At 43.3% G+C, this 21,096-nt stretch carries 17 protein-coding genes and 4 tRNA genes; 6 read left to right on the top strand and 15 right to left on the bottom strand.

Going from position 1 to position 21,096, the window contains the following annotated elements; all coding sequences use genetic code 11:
- Positions 1 to 13: 13 nt before the first annotated feature.
- The gene (gene fcl / locus M8998_RS11365; RefSeq protein WP_349665664.1) at positions 14 to 946 is read left to right on the top strand and encodes a GDP-L-fucose synthase; all 933 of its coding nucleotides are present in this window, start codon (positions 14 to 16) and stop codon (positions 944 to 946) included.
- Between the two features lie 120 nt (positions 947 to 1,066).
- On the opposite strand, the gene M8998_RS11360 is transcribed toward fcl, so the two are convergent.
- From M8998_RS11360 to M8998_RS11350, 3 genes are all read right to left on the bottom strand, one after another.
- Positions 1,067 to 1,603: a hypothetical protein gene (locus tag M8998_RS11360; RefSeq protein ID WP_249992829.1), complete on the bottom strand. Its 537-nt coding sequence runs from the start codon at positions 1,601 to 1,603 to the stop codon at positions 1,067 to 1,069.
- On the bottom strand, positions 1,575 to 2,057 hold the full coding sequence (locus tag M8998_RS11355; protein WP_249992826.1) for a hypothetical protein: 483 nt from the start codon (positions 2,055 to 2,057) through the stop codon (positions 1,575 to 1,577). The genes M8998_RS11360 and M8998_RS11355 overlap by 29 nt, the downstream gene beginning before the upstream one ends.
- Before the next feature lie 103 nt (positions 2,058 to 2,160).
- Positions 2,161 to 2,430: a YtxH domain-containing protein gene (locus M8998_RS11350; protein WP_249992823.1), complete on the bottom strand. Its 270-nt coding sequence runs from the start codon at positions 2,428 to 2,430 to the stop codon at positions 2,161 to 2,163.
- A 185-nt stretch (positions 2,431 to 2,615) separates the two neighbouring features.
- Here M8998_RS11350 and M8998_RS11345 point away from each other — a divergent pair, with 185 nt between their 5' ends.
- Entirely contained in the window at positions 2,616 to 4,154 is a 1,539-nt protein-coding gene (locus M8998_RS11345; protein ID WP_249992820.1) for a YifB family Mg chelatase-like AAA ATPase, read from the top strand.
- Here M8998_RS11345 and M8998_RS11340 read toward each other — a convergent pair.
- The 4 genes from M8998_RS11340 to rsfS all read right to left on the bottom strand — a co-directional run bounded on the left by M8998_RS11340 (position 4,151) and on the right by rsfS (position 7,989).
- Positions 4,151 to 4,786, bottom strand: coding sequence for a rhomboid family intramembrane serine protease (locus M8998_RS11340; protein ID WP_249992818.1), 636 nt, complete (start codon positions 4,784 to 4,786; stop codon positions 4,151 to 4,153). The two genes, M8998_RS11345 and M8998_RS11340, sit on opposite strands and share 4 nt — an antisense overlap.
- Before the next feature lie 3 nt (positions 4,787 to 4,789).
- Positions 4,790 to 5,437 carry a LutC/YkgG family protein gene (locus M8998_RS11335; RefSeq protein WP_249992815.1) on the bottom strand — a complete coding sequence of 216 codons (648 nt, stop codon included), beginning with the start codon at positions 5,435 to 5,437 and terminating at the stop codon, positions 4,790 to 4,792.
- A 69-nt stretch (positions 5,438 to 5,506) separates the two neighbouring features.
- Positions 5,507 to 7,582 (bottom strand): ATP-dependent zinc metalloprotease FtsH, encoded by a 2,076-nt coding sequence (gene ftsH, locus M8998_RS11330; protein WP_249992812.1) that lies wholly within the window; start codon positions 7,580 to 7,582, stop codon positions 5,507 to 5,509.
- A gap of 32 nt (positions 7,583 to 7,614) precedes the next feature.
- Positions 7,615 to 7,989, bottom strand: a complete 375-nt coding sequence (rsfS, locus tag M8998_RS11325) for a ribosome silencing factor (RefSeq protein ID WP_249992810.1) — start codon at positions 7,987 to 7,989, stop codon at positions 7,615 to 7,617.
- Positions 7,990 to 8,034: 45 nt separating this feature from the next.
- Between rsfS and M8998_RS11320 the strand changes: the two genes are divergently transcribed.
- The 4 genes from M8998_RS11320 (at position 8,035) to pfkA (ending at position 12,150) form a co-directional block, all read left to right on the top strand.
- Positions 8,035 to 8,805 (top strand): biotin--[acetyl-CoA-carboxylase] ligase, encoded by a 771-nt coding sequence (locus tag M8998_RS11320; protein ID WP_249992807.1) that lies wholly within the window; start codon positions 8,035 to 8,037, stop codon positions 8,803 to 8,805.
- Between the two features lie 96 nt (positions 8,806 to 8,901).
- Entirely contained in the window at positions 8,902 to 9,354 is a 453-nt protein-coding gene (locus tag M8998_RS11315; RefSeq protein WP_249992805.1) for a protein-disulfide reductase DsbD domain-containing protein, read from the top strand.
- 78 nt (positions 9,355 to 9,432) lie between these two features.
- Positions 9,433 to 11,136, top strand: coding sequence for a protein-disulfide reductase DsbD family protein (locus tag M8998_RS11310; RefSeq protein WP_249992803.1), 1,704 nt, complete (start codon positions 9,433 to 9,435; stop codon positions 11,134 to 11,136).
- Positions 11,137 to 11,175: 39 nt separating this feature from the next.
- On the top strand, positions 11,176 to 12,150 hold the full coding sequence (gene pfkA, locus M8998_RS11305) for a 6-phosphofructokinase (protein WP_249992801.1): 975 nt from the start codon (positions 11,176 to 11,178) through the stop codon (positions 12,148 to 12,150).
- Positions 12,151 to 12,256: 106 nt separating this feature from the next.
- On the opposite strand, the gene M8998_RS11300 is transcribed toward pfkA, so the two are convergent.
- The 8 genes from M8998_RS11300 to M8998_RS11265 form a co-directional block, all read right to left on the bottom strand.
- Positions 12,257 to 13,858, bottom strand: coding sequence for a SusD/RagB family nutrient-binding outer membrane lipoprotein (locus tag M8998_RS11300; protein ID WP_249992799.1), 1,602 nt, complete (start codon positions 13,856 to 13,858; stop codon positions 12,257 to 12,259).
- A gap of 28 nt (positions 13,859 to 13,886) precedes the next feature.
- On the bottom strand, positions 13,887 to 17,141 hold the full coding sequence (locus M8998_RS11295; protein WP_249992797.1) for a SusC/RagA family TonB-linked outer membrane protein: 3,255 nt from the start codon (positions 17,139 to 17,141) through the stop codon (positions 13,887 to 13,889).
- A 30-nt stretch (positions 17,142 to 17,171) separates the two neighbouring features.
- The gene (locus M8998_RS11290) at positions 17,172 to 18,353 is read right to left on the bottom strand and encodes an ROK family protein (protein ID WP_249992795.1); all 1,182 of its coding nucleotides are present in this window, start codon (positions 18,351 to 18,353) and stop codon (positions 17,172 to 17,174) included.
- Between the two features lie 267 nt (positions 18,354 to 18,620).
- Positions 18,621 to 18,695: transfer RNA gene (locus M8998_RS11285), tRNA-Val, on the bottom strand.
- 9 nt (positions 18,696 to 18,704) lie between these two features.
- A tRNA-Val gene (locus M8998_RS11280) sits at positions 18,705 to 18,782 on the bottom strand.
- Positions 18,783 to 18,791: 9 nt separating this feature from the next.
- Positions 18,792 to 18,869: transfer RNA gene (locus M8998_RS11275), tRNA-Val, on the bottom strand.
- A 9-nt stretch (positions 18,870 to 18,878) separates the two neighbouring features.
- Positions 18,879 to 18,956 (bottom strand) — tRNA-Val (locus tag M8998_RS11270).
- A gap of 107 nt (positions 18,957 to 19,063) precedes the next feature.
- On the bottom strand, positions 19,064 to 21,094 hold the full coding sequence (locus M8998_RS11265) for an FUSC family protein (RefSeq protein WP_249992793.1): 2,031 nt from the start codon (positions 21,092 to 21,094) through the stop codon (positions 19,064 to 19,066).
- Positions 21,095 to 21,096 lie beyond the last annotated feature (2 nt).

Raw genomic sequence — 21,096 nt, 5'->3', positions numbered from 1 at the left:
GTAAATGAATACTGTGGATAAAAAAGCTAAAATTTATGTTGCCGGACATCGGGGTATGGTGGGTTCTGCCATTCATCGGATGTTGCAGAAAGCAGGATACGAAAATATCCTAACCAGAACTTCCTCCGAATTGGACTTACGTGATCAAACAGCAGTTGCTCAGTTTTTTGCAGAAGAAACGCCAGAATATGTTTTTTTGGCGGCCGCAAAAGTGGGTGGCATCGTTGCTAACAATACGTATCGGGCAGATTTTATATATGAAAATTTAGCGATACAGAACAACGTAATTCATCAAGCACATGTGCATCAGGTAAAGAAGTTAATGTTTCTGGGATCTTCCTGTATTTATCCGAAAATGGCGCCACAGCCATTAATGGAAGATTATCTATTAACGGGATTATTAGAACCGACAAATGAACCGTATGCCATTGCCAAGATTGCTGGTATCAAAATGTGTGAAGCGTATCGCGCGCAATACGGCTCTAACTTTATCTCGGTGATGCCGACCAATCTATACGGCATTAATGATAATTATCATCCAGAAAACTCTCATGTTCTCCCTGCATTAATTCGCAGATTTCATGAAGCTAAGGAGCAGCAGTTAGAAGAAGTGGTGATTTGGGGCTCTGGCACGCCTATGCGCGAATTTTTGTATGCTGACGATCTTGCAGAGGCCTGTCTTTTCTTGATGGAGACGTACAGTGAAAGCGGATTTATCAACGTGGGCGTTGGTGAAGATATTAGCATCAAAGATTTAGCGCAGCTTATTAAACAAATTGTGGGTTATGAAGGAGCTTTACGATATGATAGTACTAAGCCAGACGGAACTCCTCGTAAGCTAATGGACGTTCAGCGATTGCATGCTCTGGGCTGGAAACACAAAACTGCACTGGAAGATGGTATCTTGTTAGCCTATCAGGATTTTCAAAGCAAACAGCGCGATTGAAAAGACAGTCTTTATTGATATAATTCTGAAGCTCGCAAACGTATTTTTTTAGAAATTTTTCAAAAAAAGCGTTGCCAATAGGGCGAACGCTTTTTAATATATTTTGAAAATTTAGTAAATCTAATAGGCTTCACTATCCTTCGGGATACCGTATTTGTTTCCTTCTACAGCCTCTTCGGCTGTAATTTCACCTGGCAGTAATTTCGCTTTTTTAACCTTCTTTTTAGGTCGGATAAAATTCGCTATTCCAGAAACAGCGCTCGAAATGCTGTTTTGATTCACTTGCCCTACAGCTGTTTCCGAAGCAACAGTTACAACGGCCTTCTTGAACCAACCCGCATTCTTTAAAAGCGTACGGTTAAGTACCAAAGGTGTTGCTAAACGCAACACTTTAGTGATCCAATCAGATTTGCCGGTACTCTTTCCACTATTTGCAGTGAAAGAGGATACCACATCACGCACGCGGCTCACACCAGGCACGTGAGCGGTAATCATATTGACAAACCGAACCGGAGCCTCGATTTTGTGTTTTAATAGCTTATACTGTGTACCAAAGTACAACTCCTGTTCGTCTCGAAGAATACTAATCCGGTCAATCTCGTTTAACAGATCATCGATATTAGTAATCTTATTTCTCAACTCTTTGTTCGTACTCATCTTCTATGATTTCTATTTCTTCCTTAATCTTAGCAGCGTCCTCTTCAGCTTTTGCGGCCTTCTTTCGCAATCGGCTTAACCGGTCTTCTTCCAGGTGATCATCTTCCTCATGCCATTTTCCTAATATCTTTCGAATGGTAAGATCCATCAGCGTGAGCTCTAGCTTACTCTTTGTTAAGTTGATAAGCACTATGATCAACGCAAATGCAATTCCAGCCGCTAAAAATCCCAGAGCATAGTTATTAAATAACTGACCTAAATAAAAAGCAAGCGCCATTGCTAAGAAGAAAACTACCAATAAAGCAAGAAGAATCTTGCTAATATCCAGCACCAACGCAGCTAAAATCCGGGAACCACGAGCGATAGCACGTAATTTTACTAATTCTAACTGCGTATCTACGTATTCCTTTAGTTTACTCAATGATCCTGAAAACGAAAACTTTTGATCCATCATGCAAATATGGGTTTCGAGGAATCTGTTGACCAATCTAAATCAGCCAAGATTCCCCTAACTTGTGTTAATTAATAAGTCTATGCACAAGGCATAGATAGTCATTTTAAGCGTGCTCTTCGATCTCCTCGTCTACAATTTCTCCCGCTTTCGCTGCTTTAGACTTCAAAGAGGCTACTAATTTCTCACGTAAATCACTCAATTGATCTAACTGCTCCTCTGCACGTTCTTTAATTGCATCACCCAGATCACTCAGTGATTCATTCAACTTATCACGAGTTTCAGATCCTTTTTCTGGAGCAAACAATACACCCAAAACTGTTCCTGCCGCCAAACCGGTTAACAATGCTGTTAAAACTTTTCCGCTATAATTCATGTGTATAAATATTAAAATATGACAATTGTGATGATTGACTAATAGAATAACAGTAAAAATATCAAAGTGTTTTTAACTGTACATTGAAAAACAATACCAGTTTTAAAAAAGAAAGTTATTATATTTTAAAGAACAATTTTATCTTTATATATTTTAATACAGCTATTGAATAAATATACCGAATTATGCTCGTAAAAACGCACGCTAGTTCTTGTTATGGGATCGATGCCACCAGTATTGGAGTGGAGGTAAACATTACGACGGGCACTAAATATTATATTGTTGGCCTCCCAGATAACGCGGTTAAAGAAAGTTTACAACGTATTGAAAGCGCTATCGCCGCCGTGGGGTGCCGCATGCCGCGCCAGAAAATTGTCGTTAATTTATTCCCTGCAGACATTCGCAAAGAGGGTTCTGCTTACGACCTCTCCATTGCAGTGGCCATTCTAGCAGCATCCAGCCAATTACAACATACGCATCTAAACCAATATACGATCGTAGGCGAATTGTCATTAGACGGTTCGCTACAAGCCATTCGTGGTGCACTATCCATCGCATTACAAGCAAAAAAGGATGGCTTCAACGGTATTATCCTTCCAGCAGCAAACGCGCCGGAAGCCGCAGTGGTCGATGGCTTGGAGGTATATGGCGCTACGCACCTACGCCAAGTGATTAATCACTTGGAAGGGGGAGAAAAGATCCTTCCTATGCAGGTGGATATACAAGCGCAGTTTTCCCAGCAGTTGGATGCCCATGATCTGGACTTTGCAGATGTGCAAGGACAAGAGAACATAAAGCGTGCATTAGAAATTGCGGCGGCGGGTGGTCACAACTTGATATTAATCGGCCCTCCAGGGGCTGGCAAAACGATGTTGGCGAAGCGTTTGTCTACAATCCTGCCACCACTCACACTAGAGGAATCATTAGAAACAACTAAAATACATTCTGTAGCGGGGCAGCTCAATGCAAAAGATTCGATTATGACGATTCGTCCATTCCGAGCACCGCACCACACCATTTCCAACATTGCCTTAGTTGGAGGAGGCAATAATCCACAGCCTGGAGAGATCTCTCTCGCACACAATGGGGTTCTGTTTCTGGATGAACTTCCAGAATTCAAGCGTAACGTTTTGGAGGTGATGCGGCAACCGCTGGAAGCCCGTAATATTACTATCTCTCGCGCCAAGTTCAGTGTGGATTATCCCGCAAGTTTTATGTTAATCGCGTCCATGAATCCCTGCCCTTGTGGGTATTACAATCATCCAGAAAAAAATTGTACGTGCAGTGCACAGGTCGTACAGAGGTACTTAAGCAAGGTGTCGGGCCCTTTGATGGATCGTATTGATCTACATGTAGAAGTAACGCCCGTGGCGTTCAAAGAGCTCAGTGCTCAGAAAGGAAGCGAAAAAAGTATAGACGTGCGCGAACGGGTTACACTAGCTAGAGAACGGCAAGCAAGGCGATTTAGCGGGCAAGTCAACACCTACAGTAATGCCCAAATGAGCCCAGCATTAGTAAGAAAAATATGTCGTTTGGATGAGCATAGCCAGCAACTGCTGAAATCAGCGATGGAGCGACTGGGGCTTTCTGCACGTGCCTACGATCGGATATTGAAAGTAGCACGCACCTTGGCAGATATGGAATCGGCAGAAGATATACAGGTTCATCATGTTGCCGAAGCGATCCAATACAGAAGCTTGGATAAAGCGAGTTGGGTGAACTAAATTCCGAATTGCTCCAGAAAATGGCGTAAGATCCAGGGATAAAGCATAATGGTTAACACCAAGCCTGTCAGCGCACCAAATAGGTGGGCGTCATGATTAATACCGTCGCGTGCATTCTTTGCTGCCCAAATACAATAGCCCAAGTAAAGAAATCCAAACACGAAAGCCGGAATAGGAATCGCAAAAAATAAATAAAGTAAGGTACGCGGATAAAATAAGATGAAGCTGAACAATACAGCACTAATCGCTCCCGAGGCACCCAGGCTGTGGTAGCCATAATTATCTTTTTGCTGCAGGATAGTCGGAATATCGCTTAACACCAAAGCAACTACGTACATCCCGGCGAAATAGACGTGACCAATAGAACCACTTTGTGCGACTAACAACGCCTCCAAAGCAAACCCAAAAAAATAGAATGTGATCATGTTGAACAGCAGGTGTGACCAATCTTTATGGATCATACCACTAGTAATGACTGTAAACCACTTACTACGATCGCGATACACAGAATAGGGGTGCAACATCATACGACCATATAGCTCCGGTTGAGAAAATGCATATATACTCAAACCTACCGTGAAAGCAAAAATAACACTTGCTACAGGCGTATTAATAATATAATCTGATAACATCGTTTAAAATCTATCTTCCGTCAAAAAAACATAAAGTTGCTCTGGACCATGGCCACCATCCATGGCAGTATAGCCGATAGCATTGCTACAACTTGGTCCAGTAATCGTAGTAAGCATCGAGGGTATCTCTTCAGGATAACGCTCCTGTACTTTTTTGAAAGCATGCTTCAGATCCATCACCAATTGTGAGGCAGTTGCAAAAACAAAATGAACAGGCGAATAAATAGGCAACCTCCTACCTGAAGGACTTGCATTAGACAACAAAACACTTCCAGTTCTAGCAATCAACGATTCACAAGAGGTTATACCGATTTCCACTTGGTCTAACTCCTGATCCGTACGCAGGTACGGAAATCCATACTGATCCAACAACCGTTGTAATTGGGGTTCCCAAACCGCAATCTTAGTGAGCTTCAGTCTCTCTATTAGTACCACGAGATTTTCGATCAGGTCTACTTCCCCGTCACAATAAATGAAATTTCCGCCGGCAGCCGTCAGCTCATGTGCAAAGGTGACATCGAGCGCTTCTTCCTCATCGGCGAAAAGCGGTGCGTCCTCAAAATCAGGATATGGATTCTCCCGCTTATGAAGCAATGCCTGCCTAATTTGCTTGAGCATCTTCTCTTTAGCTGTTGTATTACGGATATTCATAGTAAAAAAGGTGCAGCAAAGTAATTCGGCTGCACCTTCTAATTTAGTTAAAAACTTATTCTTATAATCTTATTCATTCGATGGGTTCTTCGCCTCTGGCTGATCTCCCTCTACAATATCATCCTGAATTGGAGGCAATTGCAAGTCGGTCTGTGGTACACCACCGCCATCTACACCACCATTCACAAACTCTTCATAAGTCGTTCTATTGGAAAAAGGTCTTTTACCCAATAACTCCTCTAAATCAGACTGGAATAAGATCTCTTTTTTCAATAGCTTTTCTGCCACACTGATTAAACCCTCTTGCTTATCCAGCAAAAGCTGACGAGTACGCTCGTATACCGTAGAGATAATGTTACGTACCTCCACATCGATCAACTCTGCCGTCTGGTCAGAATACGGTTTTTGAAACTGTGCATCACCACTTCCGTCTCGGAAAGATACATTGCCCACTTTATCATTCATACCATATACCGCCACCATGGCATACGCTAACTGTGTGATACGCTCTAGATCGTTCTGTGCGCCTGTACTTATTCTGCCAAACGTAATATCCTCTGCCACGCGACCACCCAATGTCATAGACATGCTGTCTACCAACTGCTCGGTCGTGTACAAGAACTGCTCTTTAGGTAAGTATTGCGCATAACCTAAGGCAGCCACACCGCGAGGTACAATAGATACCTTTACCAGTGGATCTGCATGCTCCAAAAACCAGCCTGCAATGGCATGACCCGCTTCATGGTAAGCAACGATCTTCTTCTCCTCAGGAGAGATAATCTTGTTCTTTTTCTCCAATCCGCCAATCACACGATCTATCGCATCTTGGAAATCTTGCATATCAATAGCAGACTTATTTTTACGGGCAGCAATTAAAGCCGCTTCATTACACACATTGGCAATCTCTGCACCGGCAAAGCCTGGGGTTTGAGCAGATAATTTCTTTGCATCTACTTCTTCAGATAGCTTCAATGGTTTCAAATGTACCTTGAAGATATGCTCGCGGCCAATAAGATCTGGCTTATCAATAGAAATCTGACGATCGAAACGTCCCGGACGCAATAAAGCAGAGTCCAAAACATCCAATCGGTTAGTAGCAGCTAAGATAATGACACCAACATTAGTACCAAAACCATCCATCTCCACCAAAAGCTGATTCAATGTGTTTTCGCGCTCGTCATTTCCGCCCATCACCGAGTTCTTACCCCGCGCACGACCAATAGCATCGATCTCATCAATAAAGATAATACAAGGCGCTTTTTCCTTTGCCTGCTTAAAGAGGTCACGTACACGCGATGCTCCTACTCCAACAAACATCTCCACGAAATCGGAACCTGATAAAGAAAAGAAAGGTACTTGCGCTTCTCCAGCAACCGCTTTAGCTAGTAAAGTCTTTCCGGTTCCCGGAGGGCCTACTAACAAGGCGCCTTTTGGAATCTTACCACCCAGATCGGTGTATTTTTTCGGATTTTTCAGAAAATCAACGATCTCCATCACCTCGGTCTTAGCTTCTTCTAAGCCTGCCACGTCGTTAAACGTAATATTGATTTGCGATTCTTTATCAAAAAGCTGCGCTTTAGATTTACCAATATTGAAAAGTTGTCCGCCGCCGCCAGCGCCACCACCACTCATACGGCGCATCAAGAACATCCAGAGCGCTACTAAAATGACTAGTGGTAAGATGAACGACACCAACCAACCTGCCCAAGGATTCGAACGATCCTCGTAATTAACAGATACCTCTGTATGGTCGGCTGCTAAACTATCCTGAGACGTCTTCAACTTAGATTCCAATATCTCGGCAGATGGTTCTGTGAAAAGATACTGAGGACCCACGTTTGGAGATAAGGCTAATGCATTATCTCTTGGCGCGACATCTTTGTACTTGTCATCCTCTTTGAGCTTGTCTTTTTTGATATACACTTCTACTTCCAACAGATCGTTGTTTTTGTAGGCCACCAAACGATCTACATCGCCGGGAATTAACATTTTGGTTTCGAATTCCCGATAGGTAATCCGCTTCGAAGGCTCGGAGCGGAAGAAATATTGCAAACCGATAAAACCAATGATCATCGCTATCCAAATCCAGATCATACTGAATCTTGGCGGCATTGGCGTAATTTTTTTATTTGGTATTTTCTTCATTTTCTACATTGATAGTTGAGACATCTGTCTCGTTAGGCACTCTGGTAGGCTTGGGTGACGGCATCACCCCAAAGATCTTCGATTCCATAATGGTTACGCTTATCCGTTTTGAATATATGCACCACTACATCAACAAAATCCAGTAAAATCCACTCGCCATTTCCTTGGCCCTCTTTACGCCAAGGATCCTGGCCTAAAGCTTTATATACTTCATGTTCTACACTATTGGCTATCGCATTCACCTGAACATTGGAATCGGCATGGCAAATCACAAAATAATCTGAAACCGATCCATTCACCTCCCGCATATCCAACCGCACAATCTCGTTTCCTTTTTTCTCCTGCATCCCCAACACGACAATCTCTGCCAAATTCTCTGACGACAATAACTTTTTGTCTTTACTCATTAAAAAATATTCTATTTTTGGTGTGAGTCACTCATATTTATTCCTTTGCAAAATAACACATTTTCGGGAGATTTCGCCGGTCAGAACATAATTATCGTAGATAATGTATCCTCTACGAATGACTACTTGAAAGCACTAGCTTCAAATTTCAAGCCATGCGACAACTTTACTGCCATTATGGCAAAACACCAATCCAAAGGCCGCGGACAACGTGACAACTCATTCCATAGTGACGAGGGCAAGAGTCTGACATTTAGCTTCATTTTGTTTCCTAAACAATTAGTAGTGGATGATGTTTTCGCGATTCAAACATTGATTAGCCTAAGCTTGTATGATTGGCTAAGTCAATATACAGATCAGTGTCGGATTAAGTGGCCTAACGACATGATGTTGGGCGATAAGAAGGTTTGTGGTGTGCTCATCGAAAATACCATATCTGGGTCACAAATTCGATACAGCATTGTAGGCATCGGTATTAATATTGCCCAAAGTGAACTGCCAGAAGATATCGCGCATAAAGCCACCTCTTTATTGATACATGTGCCTGACCTAGTCGCACAGCCGATGGAGGAGCATTGTGCCACACTCTTAAGTACGATTCAGGAGCGATACGAAGCAGATTGGTCACATCCAGCACGTTTGCTGAATGAATATAATAAACTCCTATACCGCAAGGGAGAGTTAAGCCGATTCGAGGCTGGTGGCACCGTTTTTCAAGGCACCATCTCTCATGCAGATAATCGGGGAATTTTACATATCGATCATGGCGATGTCATCAAGCAGTATTACTTCAAAGAAGTTACCATGCTTCGGTAATTTTATTTCCTATCTTTGACTAACCGTTAAACCCATTTCATATTTATGGGTCTTAATAAAACCGGCTACACAAGCCGTTTAAATTGAATAAAACGTATGAAAAAAGCAGTATTAGCATTCACTATTGTATTTTTTGCGCTTTCTGGCGCTTTTGCTCAAATACATACTCCTGTAAAATGGACAGTAGCAACGAAGAAGTTGAATAATAACGAAGCTGTCGTATTTATTAAAGCGACCATAGAGAATGGTTGGCATATTTACAGCACGGCGGTACCTAATGGTGGCCCAATCGCAACAAGCTTCACTTTTGCAAAATCTAATGACTTCGCATTAAATGGTAAAACATTGGAACCAAAACCAAAGTCCAAATACGAAGAGGTCTTCAAAATGGATGTTCCTTATCACAGTAACGAGGTTGTTTTCCAGCAGAAAATAAAGTTAAACGGCAACAAAGCCACCAAAGTATCAGGTACGGTTGAGTTTATGGCTTGTGACAAATCACAGTGCTTGCCGCCGGACGAATATAGCTTTTCGGTCACCGTAAAATAATGATACGGTAAATAACTGTATATAAAAGGCAGCCTTATCTGCCTTTTTTTTATTTTTACGACGTTTTCAATTTCGCATATGAAGCTTGCATCAATTTATCTATCCATAATTAGTGTCCTACTTTGCCTGTCTTTGGGCACATTATCTACTCACGCACAGGATACGCTGATTCCTTTTGAAGATGTAGAATTTTCAGAATCATCGGCTCCAGAAAGTGAAGCAGAATTACTGGAAGTGCCTACCGATCTTCAATTTGAAGACGGAACGGATACATCTCTGAACGAAGATGAAGTAATAGATGAGGTACAAGCAGCACAAACCCAAGATGAAAAACAATCGCTTTGGGGGATTTTTATCGCTGGCTTGTTGGGAGGTTTCGCGGCATTCATTATGCCCTGCATCTTTCCAATGGTGCCTTTGACGGTTAGTTTTTTTACGAAGCAATCGAAAACCCGAACGGCAGCGGTATCTCAAGCCTTATTATATGGGGTATTTATCATCGCCATTTATGTTGCTCTAGGCATGTTGATTACGGTGACCTTTGGATCCGATGCCCTCAATGCTTTGTCTACCAATGGCATATTTAACTTCTTCTTTTTCTTATTACTGGTGTTCTTTGCCGCTTCGTTTTTTGGGGCATTTGAGCTAACATTACCGAGCTCCTTTGTAAATAAAATAGATGCAAAATCAGATCAAGGAGGTTTCATTGGCTTGTTCTTCATGGCCGCTAGTTTGGCCGTTGTATCGTTTTCTTGTACTGGACCGATCATCGGCACACTCCTGGTAGAAGCCGCATCTAAAGGCGAACGTTTGGGGCCAGCTATCGGGATGCTCGGCTTTGCCATGGCTTTGGCTATTCCATTTGTTCTTTTTGCGATCTTCCCCTCGATGCTGAAATCGATGCCAAAATCGGGTGGCTGGCTCAACAGCGTGAAGATTGTATTGGCATTTTTAGAGCTGGCATTAGCGCTTAAATTTTTATCTAATGTCGATTTGGCCTACCACTGGAACTGGTTGGATCGGGAAGTTTTCTTATCGTTGTGGATTGCTATTTTCGGCTTAATGGGGTTATATCTAATCGGCAAGATTCGCTTTTCGCACGACAGCCCGCTGTCTCATCTTTCGGTACCCCGCACCATCATCGCCGTCATCGTGTTTGCCTTTGTGGTATACATGGTACCGGGATTGTGGGGAGCTCCTCTCAAATCTATTTCGGCATTTCTTCCGCCAAGCGCAACACAAGACTTTGACCTAAGCACGGGCTTTGGACAATCGGCTCCTTCCGCCTCTGCTAACTCTGCTCAGAAAAAGTATTATGATATCTTCCACAAACGTGGTACGCCTAAAGGCTTCGATCCCTATTATGATTATCAAGAAGCTTTAGCAGCCGCTAAAGAGGTAAATAAGCCTGTGCTGATCGACTTCACGGGATGGAACTGTGTAAATTGCCGAAAAATGGAGGCCAATGTATGGACGGATCCTAAAGTGGCGCAGCTTCTACAGGAAGAATTCGTGATGGCAGAGCTATTTGTAGACGATCGTACGGAGTTAGCCGAAGAGGAAAAATACACCTCCACGTACAGCGGTAAAAAAATAAAAACAATAGGTAATAAATGGAGTGATTTTCAGGCAGACACGTTCAATAGCAATTCGCAACCTTTGTATGTCATCGTAGACACTAATGGCAATGTATTGGTGCCACCAACAGGAGCAGACTATGATATTAGTAGTTATGCTGCCTATTTACAAAGTGGTATAGATGCGTTTAAAGCGAAGAAATAATGTGCTGATTTTTGTCCGTTATCTTACAAACAACTTTTGATGAGTCAAATAAAAAATATAGGAGTATTAACTTCCGGAGGAGATTCTCCCGGTATGAATGCGGGAATCCGCGCCGTGATACGAACTGGTATCTACCATGGCTTGAATATGTACGGGGTGCGTAGAGGATACGATGGCCTTGTAAACAAAGAGATCGAAGCGATGGACGCCAAATCTGTCGCCAACATCATCCAACGCGGTGGTACGGTTTTAAAAACAGCGAGGAGCGACGAATTTCGGAGCTATGAAGGTCGTAAGCGCGCTTATGAAAACTTGAAAGAATTTGGGATTGATGCCCTAGTTGTGATTGGCGGTGATGGTACCTTTACCGGAGCTTCCAAGTTTATTGAAGAGTTTGATATCCCAATTATCGGCATGCCCGGTACGATTGATAATGACCTGGCAGGAACTGATTTTACTATTGGCTACGATACCGCAATCAACACGGTGGTCGATGCAGTAGATAAGATACGTGACACGGCTGAATCACACGATCGCGTATTTGTGGTGGAAGTAATGGGACGAGATTCCGGATTAATTGCCCTACGCTCCGGCATCAGTACAGGAGCAGAAGCAGTATTAATTCCCGAACTAACGGTGGATTATGATGCCATTATGAAACGCTTGGATAAATCTCGCTCCAACAAATCTTCTCGCATCATTATTGTAGCAGAAGGCGATAAAGAGGGGGGCTTAGTAGTGGCGGATAAAATTAAAGAAAACTTCCCCCATTATGATGTGCGGGTATCGATCTTAGGCCATATCCAGCGTGGTGGTAAACCAACCTGTATGGATCGCGTGCTGGCCAGTAGATTGGGTGTAGCGGCAGTAGAGGGATTGATAGAAGGTCGCCGAGGAGAAATGGCGGGATTAATCTGTGGACAGATACAGTACACTCCTTTTGAGAAAGCGATTAAGCACATTAAACAGGTAAACACGAACCTGACTCGCATTGTAGAAATACTATCCTTGTAAACGGCTTCAACGCTACGATAAGTGGCACACATAATCATAAAAGAGCCCGCTTCCATTTAGGAAGCGGGCTCTTTAGTTTCAACCGTTTTGTAGCTATTAACGGGGATTAGTCGACATCCCAGAAGATGCGCGTCGTGCGCGTATCTTTTGCTCTTACAGCTTCATAGTTCATACTATTATTCGTCACCTCGTTAGATGGATATAGCATCCGTAACGGAGGATTTTGAAAACCATTCAGATTCGAAACAGGGAATGCTGGCAACACAGGGTATCCCGTTCTGCGGTAGTCGGCCCAAGCTTGCTCCGCTTGCAACCAACCAAAGTGCAACCATTTTTGCGTTCCGATCAATTGCAGTTTTGCTTGTGGCGCACCTTCGTAAGCGATATTAGAGGTTTTAATAAAATCTTGAACTGCGCTCGCAGTAGGTCTTGTTGCTTTCAAACTGTTGGACGACGCGCCATTCAGGTAAAAATAAAAATCTACAGACTGCTCTACAGCGGTCTCATAAGCTGTACGTGCCGCAGCTGTACTTCCCCAACGTTCTTGCGCCTCTGCTTTGATGAAGTTCACCTCAGAAGTCGTCATTAATACGCCTGGAAGGTTATTGTTGATCCACATAGTGGCCGAGTCTACAATCGCGAAACGGCGTAATGTCGCGTTGGCATACTCTGCATCAGCTACCGCTTCACTGGTGTTAATAGGCAAAGCCTGAAACTCTGCATTCGGGATCACGCGACCTCCTTCTGTTCTACCATATTTACCAAATAGGGCATCCATACGAGGGTCATTAGCTGTTTTCAACACCGTATTCAACATATAATCCGGTGCATAATGCGTGTTCAATTCACGCACAGCATCCAATAGGCTGGATGTATACGTCGTCAACTTTTGATTCAACACATCATGGCGCCCGCCTGCCTCTAAAGAAGCCTGTGTACCATCAATCAAAGGATACATTTCTGGCGCATTTAGCATAGCCATAATGTCTGTACGTGCTCTGGTTTCGTCCGACTTAGAAATTTGCATTAACAGACGTAATCTCAACGAGTTGGCATATCTGCGCCATTTCTCGCCATTGCCTCTGTTGATGATATCTGCACGGATAAAATCGTTGGTATTCTGATAGGTACTGAAGAATTCAGCGGCCTCTGCAAATGCCGTGATAAATTGGTCATACAATTCTTTTTGATCGTCGAATTTGCCTAACATAATCTGATCTGTTGCAGGCAAGCTTCCCGCTTCGCTGAAGGGAATATCACCAAAGTTGTTGACCAACTTCGCAGCTTGACCATACACAATTACGCGTGTAGCATGCATAAATGCATCGTACTCCGTACGCTCTGCCTCTGGCATTGCCGCATACGTGCGCTCCATCACCCGAAATACGCCCAACATACCCGGAGAATAAAAATCTCTCCAATAGTCGTTGGTATACGAGTCTTGTTGTTGGTACATCGTATTATTGATACCGAAGTATGTGGTTTGCGTGTAACGTGCATGATGTGGCAATACGAATGTACGGTAATGCCAGTATTCAGAGCGTAAGCGCGAATTGTTTAATATCTGAGTCATAAAAGCCCGGATATTAGGGATGTCCGTTTGCTCTGGATCCATGTAGCGGTTCTCCAACTCAGTCTTGCAGGACTGCACTGCGGTCAAAGAAAGCGCGGCGACCAGTAGACAGATAATATTTCTTAACTTTTTCATGTTTGTTTGTTTTTAACTGCTGTACGTCCTAGAAATTAGCATTTAACGAGAAGCCAAAACTTCTGGTGGCTGCCGTAGAGCCGATATCGATTCCCTGAGAATACCAGAAATTTCCGACTGGTGACTCTGGATCAATGTTTTTGATGGTTCTATAGAAGTAGAACAGGTTACGACCTACTAAGGATACACGTAGATTATTCATCTTCAAGCGATCGCTGAATGAGCTCGGTAGTCTGTAGCTAATTACTGCCTCACGTAGTTTGATGAAGTTATTGTCTAATACCGCTGCTTTTTCATTCCACGCATCATTACCCCAGTAGAAATTATTCATATAGTATTCGGCACCACTAAGGTTTACCGTATTCGCTTCACCGGTATTTTCATTCACTCCTTCCAACGTGATGCCTGTCTCGCGATACTCTAAGGTACTTTCTAGACGACCCGCACCGTAAGCATATTTGTGTGGCGTAGAGATCATTTGTCCACCAAAACGATAATCTGCCGTGAAATCGATTGCGAAATCTTTGTAGGCAAAGGTGTTGCTCAAACCACCGATAGCTTTCGGCATAATATTACCCGCTTTAATGTACCTGCTTTTATCAATGATGTAGTTACCTTCATCAGAGATCAACAATTGACCTTCTGCATTGGTAGCACGTGGATACACAAAGATATCGCCCAACAATTGACCCGGACGCGATTCCATGCGAATCGAACTTTGATCTGCATCGTAGAAAATCAAACTAGGCACGCCGTCGATTAACTCATCTAGACGAGAGCGATTATTCGAGAAGTTCAAACGCGTATTCCAGGTAAAATGCTCGCTACGAATTGGCGTACCTGTCAAAGACACTTCCCATCCACGGTTAGAGATACTACCCACATTCACAATTTGTGTAACCGCTCCTGTAGAATATGCATTAGACAATGGCATGATCTGATCTTTGATCTTATTGTTGTAGTAAGAGATATCCAATCCCAAACGGCTATTCAAGAATTTCAAATCCAAACCAAATTCTACCTCGGTTTTCATCTCTGGCTTAAGCTCAAAATTTCCATAGTTTTCATTCACGTTCAATGCCGGTACCGGACCATTGCCTGTGATGATAGCACTTTGCCTGAAAGCGATATTGGACACGTACATGGCTGCATCATTACCCACCAAACCGTAAGATGCACGCAACTTACCATAATTGAAGAATTCTGGCGTGTCAAATGCTTCGGTGAATACAAAACCCGTGTTTACGGATCCATATCGGTAAGGGCTGTTTTTTACGGGTAAGGAAGAAGAGTATTCTTGGCGACCGGTAGCCTCCAAGAACAAGTAATTACGGTAGCTAAAGTTAGCTAATCCGAAATACGCATACTTGATCAGTTGTTTACGAATGCTCGTCGTGGTAGCTTGCGCAAAGGTGTTGCTTAAACTAAACCAGTTTGCCGTAACCAAACCACCCTCTGTACTCGACGATTGATCATTATAGTCTTCCATCCGCGACTGGAAACCTCCAGTCAAGCTGAAATCCACATCGTCAGAGATTTTGTCGGCATAGGTTAGTAAAGCATCACCGTACACGATAGAATACAATCCTTTATTAACGGAATATCTACCGGTACTATTTGTTTCATTGAACCGCGTAGCATATTCATTATGCTCTTTGTTTTCGATGTTTAACGAAGTCACGTCTGTTCCCAAACGACCTCTCAAACTCAATTTATCCACGATCTTCCAGTTCATCGTCGCACTAGATAGGAAACGATCTTCCTTCTCCGTGTACTCATTACGATTCTGTTGCCAGAAATAGTTTAACAAGTTTGTACCACGAAATCCCAAAGGAAATTCTTCTGGACGATTAGACCCAACGGTAGAAAATTTGTACCCATCAGATGTGCGGTACAATTGATCACGCATTTTAGCTACATCTTCAGCGCCACTAAAGAAGCCACCGTAAGAAGCTAATACATCGCCCATCAATCCCGGACGGTTTTTAGTTTTGGTGCTGATATAAGAAGCCACGACATCTAAAGTCACGTCTTCGTGCATCTTGACCGTACTATTCAAGTTGAATGTACTTCTGTTTTGTCTACTTCCAGGTACAATGGCTTTGTAATCCATGTTGGATGCAGAAAAACGGTAGTTTAGCTTCTCTGTTTGGTCAGAAATACTGACATTGAAGTTACTGTTATGACCTGTTTCGAAAATATCTCCGTAGTTTCCTTTATTAGGAGAATAGGCACGCACCGAACCATCCCACCAGCGAACATCACCACCGTCGTATTTAGGGCCGAATTGTCCCCAAGCATTGTAGTTCAACAAGCGCTCACCTGGATAAGTAGGGTTGTTCGTGATCCAACCTTCTTCGTTAGCACCAGCCTGCAAATTCGTAGCAGCATCATATCCTGGGCCATACTCATATTGCAAGCGAGGCAGGAAAGCAGCCGTCTCGACAGAACCCGTATAGTTGAAATCGATTCCCAATCCACGACCCTTAGAACCTTTCTTTGTGGTAATGACAATAACGCCACTTGCCGCATCCGATCCGTACAACGCTGTAGCACTTGCTCCTTTCAAGATCGTCATAGATTCGATATCATTTGGATTCAAATCCAACATACCATTACCACGGATTCTGTTGTCAGACCAGATGGCCTGCCCGCCCGGATTAGTGATACCACCCGTGTTGTTCACACCAGCTGCACCACCTTGCTGATCATTCCGGATCATCACACCATCTACCACAAATAAGGGCTGACGATTGTTGCTTAAGGAGTTGATACCGCGGATCTGTAGATTTACCGCACTAGATGCACCGCCTGGAGCTGTCGTAACTTGCACGCCTGGTGCTTTACCGTACAATGCCGAACCGATGTTGGTATTTCCAGCTTCGGTCAATTCCTTAGCAGAAATAGTTGTAGCGGCATATCCCAATGCTTTCGCTTCCCGCTTGATACCCATCGCGGTAACCACGACCTCACCGACATCACTGGCATCTTCTCTCAAGACCACATTGATCGTTCTGTTGGTAGCGATAGTAAAGTCTTGAGATACGAAACCAATCATAGAGAAACGTACTACTTCTCCTGCGGCTACATTTATGCTGTATTTACCATCAGTGTTTGTTTGTGCTCCCCGATCGGTTCCTACCACACTGACTGTCACACCCGTGAGTGGACCATTTGCACCTGTCACGCGACCGCTGACAGCTTGCTGTGCGAACGTAGCTGTGGTGCATATCGATAGCAACAGCAGCAGAAGAGCGCAACATTTGTAGTGAAATTTGCTCATTTGTTGTTTGTATTTATGGTTAATAGTTTCTTAGTTTTTCACCGGTATTGTACCGTTCCATTTTGCTTTATCCAAAGCCACACATGCCCCACCGAGTAATTGTACCTGTTCTAATTCCGAGATCAGCAAACGCGTATGCTTGGATAGCCGTTCTATACTGTATTGCAATAAAGCGCTCTGGATCTGAGGAAGTAAGATCCGACCAACCTTCGCCCCGCGTCCGGATATGACGACGTATTCGGGATTGATAATGTGAATCAATGTGGCGACACCTTTGCCCAGCATAAATCCGATCCTATTGAGCACCTCCATAGACAGCTGGTCACCTTCGTTCGCTGCGTGCATCAATTGTTCTCCACGAATGTGCCCTTGTGCCTCGTACAAGCTTTTCAAGCTCGAAATTTCTCCTTCGTCCAGTCGCTTACCCGCAGACTTTACTGCTGCCGTTAGCGATGCCTCTACTTCGAGACAACCTCTTTTACCGCAAGAACACAATCTATTCTCATCAGAAAGGGGAATATGACTGAATTCTCCAGCATAGCCACTATGCCCTTTAAATAAACGGTCGTGGATGATCATGCCTAGCCCCACACCCCAATTCAAGTTCACCACCAAAACATCTTGCGATCGCTGTGCCTCACCGAAGTTCTTTTCTGCAATCGCAATGGCTGTCGAATCATTCTCCATCCAGGTCTGAATGCCGAAATGATCTTCGATAGTTTTACTAAGGTTAAATAAAGGGTGATCGGCCGAATAAGAGTGATTTTGACCCGTAGCGGAATCTACAAAACCGGGGATAGTAAGTCCGATCGCCATAATCGGTAAGCCTTCATTTATCGTCAAAACTTCCCTAATCATTCCCATAATGGCCTGCACACATTCATTGCTATTCGCCAGCGGATTTCTGATCGTTTTTATTGTATCCAAAATTTCAAAGGATAGATCATATATACCGATGCTTGTATAATATTGGTCGATGGATACCGAAAGTATTTTGGGTAGGCTTTGATGATTTAGGCGATACTGTAATGGCCTGCGCCCTCCGCTAGAAACAGCATAACCGCATTCTGAGACGATTCCCAAAGCCATCAATTCGCTGATGGTTTTAGTCACACTTGGTATACTTCTACCCGTGCGAACGGCCAATTCTGCAACCGCTTGCATTTTAGCAAAACATAAATTCTTAATAACCAGTGTCTGCACCGCATTCATAAGTAGGTATTGTAGGATCAGCCAAAGATATTGAATTTAATAATTAATTAACAAGACCTTTTTAATTTTTTTATAAACTGTCCCTTAGTTTCAATTGTAAAAATAAAACGATATAGCTGTTTTCGGCCAGCTTACTTTGTACATATGGAGTAATTCATAAGATGAATGATCATACCACTTACCTGCGAAAATTATTTTGTTGTTAGGTTGTATCTTTAAAAAGTTGCGGGCATAAAAAAAGCATCAATTTCTTGATGCTTTTTGAAGTGGAGGATACTGGGTTCGAACCAGTGACCCCCTGCTTGTAAGGCAGGTGCTCTGAACCAGCTGAGCTAATCCTCCTGTTTTTGGTGGTGGAGAATACTGGGTTCGAACCAGTGACCCCCTGCTTGTAAGGCAGGTGCTCTGAACCAGCTGAGCTAATCCTCCTGTTTTTGGTGGTGGAGAATACTGGGTTCGAACCAGTGACCCCCTGCTTGTAAGGCAGGTGCTCTGAACCAGCTGAGCTAATCCTCCTGTTTTTGGTGGTGGAGAATACTGGGTTCGAACCAGTGACCCCCTGCTTGTAAGGCAGGTGCTCTGAACCAGCTGAGCTAATTCTCCTTTTTGTTTGCGTGTGCAAATATATGCCTAAAATCTGATTTTCAAAATTATTTATCCATATTTATAGAATAAAAAACCGATTTATCGGATAATCAACAAGATACAATTTACAATTGAGCTGCTAACTTTTGTAAATCTTTTTGCAGCGTCGCAATATGAGAAGCACGTGGCTTCAAAGCAGCAGCTTCCTCACCATGATGCGCTTCTGCTGCAGCTACCGACAATCCTATCATTAGCGAATTCACCCGATAAGCCAGCGAATGGAATGCGTATAAGTTTTTCCAGTTCCAGCGTTTCGCACCAGGTTCGCGGCGTAATTGATTCATAGCAGAAGAAAATGCGGCCAAGGTACTATGTGCCATTTTTCGCGCTAATCGAATATCATTAGTATCCACGTCCTGCCTGCCTATTTTTTTAAAAATCACCGTTAGATACTCTTCTCCTTTGTCTACCACGTCTGTTGCCAGCTTAGCTAGTCCTTTGCTCTGCCGTACCGGAATGAAAAACCAACCCGCTAATGCTAGCAAACTACCTATTAAAGTAAAGATGATCCTACTCCCTAATATGTCCGCCATATTTCCTTCATACACATGTAGCGCCACAATAATCCCTGGCGTCAGACACAGTACACTGAGCATATAATCAATTCGGTTGAAGAAGAAAAAGCCGAATAAACCACACACGGCCACCAACAGCAATGTACCCGGTGAAGAAATCGTCAGTAACAGCACAAAACCAAATAAAGCACCAAGCAGAGTACCTATAATTCGCTGGGCATTTCTGGTATTAGTATTGGCAAATCCAGGTCGTGCTACAACCACCAGCGTAATCAGAATCCAGTAGGTGTAATGATATTCTGGTAGAAAAAGCCCGATACTACCTCCAATACCAAAAAGAAGGGCTAATCGTAATGCAAACGGAAAAACTGGCGTACGAAAGGTAAACTGATTCCGCAAGGCCTCTACCCCTCTCGGCGCGCGAGCAACAAAACGGGAATAACTGTATTGACCATTCACATGCTGCTTGCTGTCCTTTCCTTCTAGCACCAAACGGATGCGTTGAATGCACTTCACGATATAATGTGAATTTCGAATCGTGGCAGCCAATATCTGTGCCTCTTCTCCTGATAAGGTATCTCGCTTCGCGGACAACTCTCGTAGGATTCGCTCTATCTCCTTATCTTTTGTATAGCGTTTGGTTACTTGTAGGCTACCGGCACTTTTCCAGGAGAGCAAATCCAGCTCATCAGATAATAATAGGATTAATGCACGAATAGATTCCAACACCCCTTTTGGAGCTAATTGTTTCCGAATGGCATCATAGTCATGATCCAAAGCAACTAATAACTCATACAAGTCTGTCACTCCCACAATTTGTCTGATCCAATATGTAGCAGACTCCGACGACGAATTAACCAGTCGCTTCTCCCGCAATAATAGATTACGCACATTCTCCTGCTGCTCACTCACCTTCAAATGCAGCGTACCTAATTGCTTATAGGCATTTTCCAGCGGTATGCGCTCATCATAAAATTGCGCTTTATTTTTGAGCATTACAGCCATACGATAAAAGCTATCTGCGATCGCATAACGCAACGAGCGATAGGGAAAGAATAGTACTTGCAATACGCTAATCACAAAATACCATACGACACCCAACATGATGTACAATCCATAAGAAAGTGGATCTGTCGGCCAGAGACCGATCGTGAAAGTGACCAAGATCAACCCCATCAATCCCATCGCTGCAAACCGACCGCCGTAGATGGAAATCATAGTGAAGCCAAAAGCTGCAATTATAAGCCACGCAATTAAAGCAATGGGGAAAGCAATAGCGGTTGCTGTAAGCCACGCCGTAATACCAAACAAAGGAATAGTCCAGCATCCAGAACGCAATTTATCCTTCCGGTTACCCGGCAGATCGGTGAGAGAAGCAAATAAAGCTCCTAAACCGATCAAAATGGCTTCATGAAGGTATCCGCAATAAAAGAGGATTAAACCTGGGATTACTGTAGCCAATGTATTTCGTAAGGCATCTCCCCCATGTTCTCCTAGAATAAAAAGGTGGATATGCCTAAATACAAATTTTTCTTTTGTATTTTCAAATATATTTAAAACTATATTCTGAATTTTATTCATTT

Origin of the sequence: Sphingobacterium sp. lm-10 (genome assembly GCF_023554555.1) — a bacterium.
Classification (GTDB): Bacteria; Bacteroidota; Bacteroidia; order Sphingobacteriales; family Sphingobacteriaceae; genus Sphingobacterium.
Note: the sequence above shows the minus strand (reverse complement) of the source record. Positions and strands in the feature narration are given on the sequence as shown.

Coding starts and splice junctions, on each gene's coding strand:
- M8998_RS11295 (WP_249992797.1), bottom strand. CDS start 17,141: ATGAGCAAATTTCACTACAAATGTTGCGCTCTTCTGCTGCTGTTGCTA.
- M8998_RS11290 (WP_249992795.1), bottom strand. CDS start 18,353: ATGAATGCGGTGCAGACACTGGTTATTAAGAATTTATGTTTTGCTAAA.
- M8998_RS11300 (WP_249992799.1), bottom strand. CDS start 13,858: ATGAAAAAGTTAAGAAATATTATCTGTCTACTGGTCGCCGCGCTTTCT.
- M8998_RS11350 (WP_249992823.1), bottom strand. CDS start 2,430: ATGAATTATAGCGGAAAAGTTTTAACAGCATTGTTAACCGGTTTGGCG.
- M8998_RS11335 (WP_249992815.1), bottom strand. CDS start 5,437: ATGAATATCCGTAATACAACAGCTAAAGAGAAGATGCTCAAGCAAATT.
- M8998_RS11360 (WP_249992829.1), bottom strand. CDS start 1,603: ATGAGTACGAACAAAGAGTTGAGAAATAAGATTACTAATATCGATGAT.
- pfkA (WP_249992801.1), top strand. CDS start 11,176: ATGAGTCAAATAAAAAATATAGGAGTATTAACTTCCGGAGGAGATTCT.
- rsfS (WP_249992810.1), bottom strand. CDS start 7,989: ATGAGTAAAGACAAAAAGTTATTGTCGTCAGAGAATTTGGCAGAGATT.
- M8998_RS11265 (WP_249992793.1), bottom strand. CDS start 21,094: ATGAATAAAATTCAGAATATAGTTTTAAATATATTTGAAAATACAAAA.
- M8998_RS11355 (WP_249992826.1), bottom strand. CDS start 2,057: ATGATGGATCAAAAGTTTTCGTTTTCAGGATCATTGAGTAAACTAAAG.
- M8998_RS11310 (WP_249992803.1), top strand. CDS start 9,433: ATGAAGCTTGCATCAATTTATCTATCCATAATTAGTGTCCTACTTTGC.
- M8998_RS11345 (WP_249992820.1), top strand. CDS start 2,616: ATGCTCGTAAAAACGCACGCTAGTTCTTGTTATGGGATCGATGCCACC.
- ftsH (WP_249992812.1), bottom strand. CDS start 7,582: ATGAAGAAAATACCAAATAAAAAAATTACGCCAATGCCGCCAAGATTC.
- M8998_RS11315 (WP_249992805.1), top strand. CDS start 8,902: ATGAAAAAAGCAGTATTAGCATTCACTATTGTATTTTTTGCGCTTTCT.
- M8998_RS11340 (WP_249992818.1), bottom strand. CDS start 4,786: ATGTTATCAGATTATATTATTAATACGCCTGTAGCAAGTGTTATTTTT.